The 7194-nt window shown below is 45.7% G+C and carries 6 protein-coding genes; all 6 read right to left on the bottom strand.

What is annotated here, in order from left to right; translation table 11 throughout:
• Positions 1 to 272 precede the first annotated feature (272 nt).
• Positions 273 to 2039: a hypothetical protein gene (locus ACTHY5_RS10305; RefSeq protein ID WP_441879338.1), complete on the bottom strand. Its 1767-nt coding sequence runs from the start codon at positions 2037 to 2039 to the stop codon at positions 273 to 275.
• Positions 2040 to 2648: 609 nt separating this feature from the next.
• Positions 2649 to 3449, bottom strand: coding sequence for an alpha/beta hydrolase (locus tag ACTHY5_RS10310; protein ID WP_441879340.1), 801 nt, complete (start codon positions 3447 to 3449; stop codon positions 2649 to 2651).
• A gap of 314 nt (positions 3450 to 3763) precedes the next feature.
• Entirely contained in the window at positions 3764 to 4561 is a 798-nt protein-coding gene (locus ACTHY5_RS10315; protein WP_441879342.1) for an ABC transporter ATP-binding protein, read from the bottom strand.
• Positions 4558 to 5634, bottom strand: a complete 1077-nt coding sequence (locus ACTHY5_RS10320; RefSeq protein WP_441879344.1) for a FecCD family ABC transporter permease — start codon at positions 5632 to 5634, stop codon at positions 4558 to 4560. Before ACTHY5_RS10320 ends, ACTHY5_RS10315 begins: the two co-directional genes overlap by 4 nt.
• Positions 5635 to 5814: 180 nt before the next feature.
• Positions 5815 to 6930, bottom strand: coding sequence for an ABC transporter substrate-binding protein (locus tag ACTHY5_RS10325; RefSeq protein WP_441879345.1), 1116 nt, complete (start codon positions 6928 to 6930; stop codon positions 5815 to 5817).
• Positions 6931 to 7089: 159 nt separating this feature from the next.
• Positions 7090 to 7194, bottom strand: a 105-nt coding sequence (locus ACTHY5_RS10330; RefSeq protein ID WP_441879346.1) for an SDR family oxidoreductase, incomplete at its 5' end; no start/stop codon positions are given.

The raw sequence follows: 7194 nt of genomic DNA on the forward strand, positions 1-7194 counted from the left end.
AAGCATAGGCACCAGCTCAGATTTCAACCAGTTAGCATGGGTGGCCTGTTAAGCTAGCCTGTTAAGCTATCTGCCTGTTAAGCTATCTTTGAAATAGCTTGATTCTTGCTTTATCCCTTCTATAGCTTTCACAAGTAATTCAATTTCTTCGTACACTATAATTTCCTTTAGGGATTGAAAGCCACCTTAAGCGGCAAAAAACTGTTTGCTAAAATTTTGAACAGAGTGAAAACAGAAAACTGTTTTTTGTCCGCTTAAAGGTCTTGTTAGGGCTATGGTTTACACAGTATATGAGCTTGAACTCCAAAATCTTTGCATGAACTTATAAACGTATTTATAAGCCAGGTTAACTGCACATAGTGTGGCTTACATTTTTGACCCAAAGCCAATTTGTTTAATTCTCTTGTCAATTTAGCCTTACTTAGAAAAGGTGTTGCAAGTACAATTTTCTTTATAGAGTTAGGGTTTTTATTTACAGCGTCGAGAGCTACTTCTAAATCTTGCCAATTATGGGCACCTGTAACTCTACTAATATTGGTGCTTTCATAATTCTTGTGCCACTCATTATCATACTTACTCTTAAATAGTTGCTTTTCTGCTTGAGTCCGGCCAATATTTTTTAGTGCTTGAGCCACTACGTCATGAAAAGCACTAGCACCATATGTATCTTTTTTAGTAAATTTAGAGTGGATAAAAGAGATAGATGGAATAGCGCTATTACTATCTATAGCAATATGATCAGACCATTCGTCATTCATATCATCACAAATAACAATATTATGAGGATCACAATATTGATCTTCTACTTTCCTAAATAGAGAGCTGGTAGGAAACCTAGTTAAATTGGCTTTATGTGGTTTCTCTTTTTCACTACCGATGCCATTAAAGTTATAACTATCATCAAAAATATTGAGTATTGACTGAATGTTATTTACTAAGTGTTTATCTTCAAAGCATGACTTTGAATAATACGAATAATTTGGTGAGTCGAATACAGCAGAAAATGGCTTCTCTTTATTTATATACCCACCTATAGAATAGCTATCAGAGCCATTTTCAGTCACTGAAATACTATCAAGAAGCTTATTTCTAATTGTAATTAAGTTTTTTGAGTATGATATTTTTCCCGTTAAAGTTGAACCTTTCACCTTCATTAATTTACCATCAACTAAAATCGGAGATTTTAATTGATTAAAAAGCATATTAACTTCCCTACTATTCAATTGAATGCCATCAGCTTTATTTAACACAGCTACACCATTCAAAACCTTAGTTTCTATTTCAGTCAAATCTATGAGAATTGCCACGACTTGATGACCTAAATCTATAATATCCTTCAAACAAATAGGCGAAGCAAAATTACTAAGAAACTCACTTTGATTAGTGGTTATTTTTATTTCCTCTTTGATTTCAATAACCCAGTCGATTAGTCCATCAAATGCTGATTTTTTATCCCTATGACTAACTCTAGAAGTACTTGGTGTTAGAGTATATGAGTCTTCTCCGACTTTCATTCTGAAGTTACTTGGGATTGATCGGCTAGACGAATTAGATGAGATAATACCATTCAAGCTTTTAGCTTCTAATGAACGGGATCTAATGACAGCATTTGATATACTCATGTTTTTCATGGTAACTCTTTCATACTCTGGCTTTTTATCACCATGAAAATGACAGAACTTTTCATAATCAAACTCGTCTATAAAATCAGAAAAGTGTTTATCAGGTGAATCAACATATTTTTTCAAAATAGCTAAAGCATCATCACATTCTATTAATAATAAATAGGCGTACTTTTGTTCTCTAATCGATGTACCGGCTAAAAACGAAGGTTCTGCTTCTATTTTATATGAAACAATTGAGTATACTACTTGATTACCTGAGGCCGTTATATATTTTATTTTAGGCTTGTTTAAAAGGTAATTTCCTACACGCTCTTTAGAGATTTCTTTGAATGTATCTTCAACAGATTTTTTGGTGAGTGCTTTATTCAGTGCATAAAACTGAACATTCTTACTTAGACTTAAGTCACTAATCATTTTACTAAAATCCTTTTATGTACGACCAAAATAGCAAAATAGCCCTAACATTTTAATAATGAGCGTGCTCATATCTGTTCAGATAACAGCTTACAATAAATTTCATAACATTTTGATTATAAAGTAATTTTTCTCTTTTAGTACAAGCTCTCCATGCTCAATATCTGCACGACTTCGCTCGTTATCTACATCATTACAAGGCAAGTCTCTCAATCTTCTGGCTTTTCTCTATCGCAAGTTGTTGTACACGAGCACACTTTTTTGATAACACGCAAGCTAGGAGCATTACGGCTGGCCGCCGATTATCATGTTGCCGTTAACACTCAAAAAACGCGCTGAAGTCGTATTAACGCTCAAGCACTTGCTTGAACACAACACAGGCTACCGCCAGATCTTGCAGGCGATCATCTGATTGCACTTTTATAATGTGCAACTCATTCTGGCGTATTAAATAAAGATTTCAATTGAAACCCGTAATTAAAGTAGAAATTGCTTTGCGTCTTTATAAAAAGGCTAAGTAAGCCAGATAACAAGTAGGCGCAGCAAAGCGCCAAGCTATGTAGTGAAGGGACGGTAATTCAGTGGTGAGCCTAATAAGCAGCCCGGTGCTTATTCAAAAAATTGCCGTAGGCTGCGCTGTATGCCAATCATCACCACTGAGCTGTGATCTTCTTCAGGAAAGCAGCGATAGCGTACCTGTGCGGCGCTTAAACGCTGGGCTAGCAATTCAGCGGCGGCGGCGGCGTGTTCTAGCATGGCGCGGGGGGCGCGTCTGGTGATGAGTGCGCTGCGCTCAGGCTCGCTTATCCAAGGGGCGGGCTGCCCTTCCCATTCGCCGGTGGCAATCAACACTCGGGCGCTAACCGCAGCGTCAAGCTGCTGTAAACGCTCAGTTAGTGCCTCTGGCTGCCACCATACCGAGGGACTAATGGCGGCGTAATAGCAGAAGGCTTGCGGGCGAATTGCCAGCGCGTTCAGCACAAAGTAGCCCGCTAATGAATGGCCGAATAAAGATTGGCGCTCACGGTTAAAGCTAAACTCAGCGCTTAGTTCGGGCGCTAATTGATCGACAATAAAACCGAGAAAAACCCTACCGCCGCCGGCTTGAGCAGACTCCACCAAGGATGAGGCTTCAAAGGTATAGTCTCGATAACGGTGTTCGGTGGCAAAAAGATGTTCGCCACCATGGGCAATGCCTACCACGGCAGCCATGCCAATGCCGGTGGCATCGGGTCGGCGACCGCTGCGTTGAATAGCCTCAACAAAGGTGGCAAACATGGCCTTAGCATCCAACACATACACCACCGGCCAACCGCCCGCTGGCGGCTCACCGGCCGGTGTCCAAATACTCACTTGGTAGGCCGCGCCACTTTGCTGCGCTACATAGTCGCGTGTTAGGTAATCTTGCATATCTCTCTTCTTTTATTTACTGAACCTAATAATCAGAACATATCTGCAACGGAATCCACGAAACCCACGGAAAAATAGTGATCAGATCTGAATAAAGATATTAATGGTAAGAGCCAAGTACCATTCTTGAATGAAGGGAGCCCTTACTATTAAATTTTGTAGGCTCTTGTTACTCGTCGATCTTATCCCATCTTTATTGTTCCGTGGATTTCGTGGATTCCGTTGCCAATAGTCTTTAAGCACTTCGTGTAGATTTTTGTTTTACTACGTAAAACCGGCCGACTAAAGATGGCCTCTACGGCGCTCGGCGCTATTTATAGCTCGTCGTCTATCATCACTTGCATGTGGCCTTGTTCGCAGTAGCCGACGCGGGCTTGTACCCCATAGACTTGGCCGAGTGTTGCAGGTGTTATCGCCTCAGCGGGGGTGCCGGTGGCCACGACCGCGCCTTTGGCCAGCATCACAATGCCGTTAGACCAGCGGGCCGCCACGCTTAAATCATGCAGTACCACTATCACTATCATGTTGCGCTCAGCTGCTAATTCTTTTACCAGGCGCATCACCCGAAACTGGTGCTTTAAATCTAAGGCACTAATAGGTTCATCCAGTAGCAACACTTTAGGATTGCGGGCCAACACTTGGGCCAGTGACACTAATTGGCGTTGGCCGCCAGATAAGTGGCCGAGGTTGCGCAATGCCAAGTCTACTATGCCTACCCGCTCGAGTACGCTCACCGCATACTGCTTAATGTCTTGGCCACTTAAGTCGCCTTCCATCGGCGAGGCGCGCAGCGCACTGATCACGCTTTCTAGCACGTTGAGCGACACACCTTGGGGCAGAGTTTGCGGCATATACGTTACCCGCCGCGCCCAGTCCGATAAGGGCTTACCTATCAGCTCAAAGCCATTTAAGTTCACCGAGCCTTTAGCCGCTTGCAAGCCGGCCAAGGCACGCATTAAGGTACTTTTGCCGGCGGCGTTAGGGCCAATTAGCGAATATACACCGCCAGATTGCAAAGGCGATAAGCTGACATTTTGAATGATGTTGCGCTTGCGATAACCAGTAGACAAGCCACTGATCACTAACCCTTGCTCAGTATTCACTTGGCTCATGAGCGCTCTCCTGGCTTCCAAAAAATCAGCAATAGGAATACCGGCACACCCACAATGGAGGTCACTATGCCCACCGGCAGCAAGACACCCGGCACCAATACTTTACTGGCCGCCGAGGCCAAAGCCATGATGAGTGCGCCCGTTAAGATACTGCCAGGCAATAAAAAACGATGGTCTTCTCCCAACATTAAACGGGCAATATGCGGGCCGACCAAGCCGATAAAACCAATAGTGCCCACAAATGCCACCGAGGTGGCGGCCAATAGGCTAACCCGTAACAAAGCCATAAATCGTAAGCTGCCCACGTTAATACCAAAGCTGCGGGCCCGATCTTCACCTAACCGCAGCGCCGTTAATTTACCTGCCGCCAGTAACGAAAATGGCACCACTAATAACAGCACTAACGCCAAGATACCGACATTATTCCAAGTGGCACGAGACAGTGAACCCATGCTCCAAAATACCAACTGCTGCAGTGCCGCTTGCGATGACGCAAATTGCACAAAGGCCACCAGCGCATTAAACACAAACACCAAGGCAATGCCGAGCAACACCATGGTCTCCACACTGCTGCTGCGCAACTTCGTCATCACTTGCAATAAGAGCACAGAGCCCAATGCAAAAATAAAAGCGTTTAATGACACCATCCACTCAAGGGGCACAAACGGCAGACTAATGCCCAGCACTATGGCTAAGGCCGCACCAAAAGACGCCGCCGACGACACCCCAAGCGTAAAAGGGCTGGCCAAGGGGTTATTTAAAATGGCTTGCATTTCGGCACCGGCTAATGACAGCGCCGCTCCCACCAGCATCGCCATTAAGGCGTAAGGCAGGCGTACATTCCAGATAATAGTGCGCTGAGCATTCGACACGCTACTGGGATCTAACAACCCGCCCCACACTTGAGCGGCGGTGAGTGAAGAAGGGCCCGTGATTAAGTCCAGCACCAAGGCGCCAAGGCACATGAATACTAACAGCACCAATATAGCCAAGCGCCAACGCACCTTGCCTTGATAGGCACTAAGAATGGCGGTGCTGGACGTGGTTTGCGTAGTCGCAGTGATCGTGTTCAAAAAAATTACCTTAAGAAGATATGGTGAGTTATAACAATCAAATTACCAGCGGTCAGCTTTAAACCATAGGCTAAAGAACAACCGCCCTTCGTGTGCCTAACTAAAGGCTAAACCAAGCCCCATTCGTGTGTATTTTTTACTGACAGCTTACGGCTTACGGCTTAAAGCTGCCCGAAGGGCTTAGGGTAAATCGATCCAGTTAGTGCCAAGGTAAGGCACCGCTAAAAAGTCGTCATTAATGGTTTGCAATGTTTGCGCAGGGTCTAAGTCTGTAAACCACTGTGGGTGTACCCATTTAGCCAGCACTTCGACCGCCACTATATCTAACGGCGAATTTAATAACTGGTGAGCCAAACCATGCACGCAGCCTTTACTGACGGCCGATAAGTCCGCAATACCGTGACGGCTTGCCACCTTGGTTAGCGCGGCCTGAGCCACAGCCTCGCTATACCCCGCCCCCAATACGAGGCCGCCGTTTTTCTCTAGCGCTGGGCCACCGGTGGCAATGTATAGGTCGGGATCGCTGGCAATAATATATTCCAAGTTCAACTTTCCTGACGCCTTACTGAGCACGTCGGCACCAATATTGTGCCCACCGACAAACTCAATGTAATCCCCAACGCCACCGGTGCCCGGTGAGAAACAACAGTCTTGGCTAATGCCAGCATGGGCTTCCATAAATACCGTCGGTTTAGTCTCCGCTTGATGCTCGGCTAAGCGCTTGGCAATTTCAGCCAAGTGTTGCTCACGCAGTGCCAAGTAGTCGGCGGCCTGTTGCTCATTACCGGTGAGTTTGGCTAACAGCTCAAGGCTTGGGGCTTGATGCTTAAAGGGGTCGATAAAAAAGTCGATAAAGACCACCGCAATACCGGAGGCTTCCAGCAGTGCAACTTGGGCATCAGTGGGCCCGCGGCTTAGGGACACCACGGCCACGTCCGGCTCTGCAGCCAACATCGACTCCATGTCGAAGCTTTCCGCAGAGCTCGACACTAACGGCAAGTCGTCTAGGGTAGGAAACGCCTCGGCGAGTCCTTGATAATAGGCATCACCTAAGCGGTTAATGTCTTTTGGCCAAGCACTCAAGTGATGAATAGGGTCTTTATCCAGTAACGATAAAGCCAGCAAGAAGCGGCTATCGTCGATAGCAATGGTGTTGATTTCGTCGGGCACTTCAACAGTGCGCCCGCGCAAGTCGGTGATAGTTTGCGCCGCAGTCACGGTAAACGAGGTGAGTACCGAGCACAGCGCCAATATGGACGCGCCAAAGAGGTGTTTAGGCTGTAAATTGCGTTTCATGCACATTCCTTTAATCAATTATTTAACAGCGCCAAAGAGCCCTGCGGGCTGCTGTAAGCTGTACGCTTTAAGCTGTCAGTTAAACAAAAAGATAAAACAGGCCTCACGAGATCGTTAACGGACAGCGTACGGCGGAAAACGTACAGCGGGGCGCAGGGCTTAGGCCCTTAACGTGGCGCCGCCGTCTACGTAGAGATCGTCCATGACAATGTGGCCGGCTTGGTCGGATAATAAAAACATGACCGCATTGGCAACATCTTGTGG

Source organism: Oceanisphaera sp. (genome assembly GCF_052084945.1).
In the GTDB taxonomy this organism is placed as follows: Bacteria; Pseudomonadota; Gammaproteobacteria; order Enterobacterales; family Aeromonadaceae; genus Oceanimonas.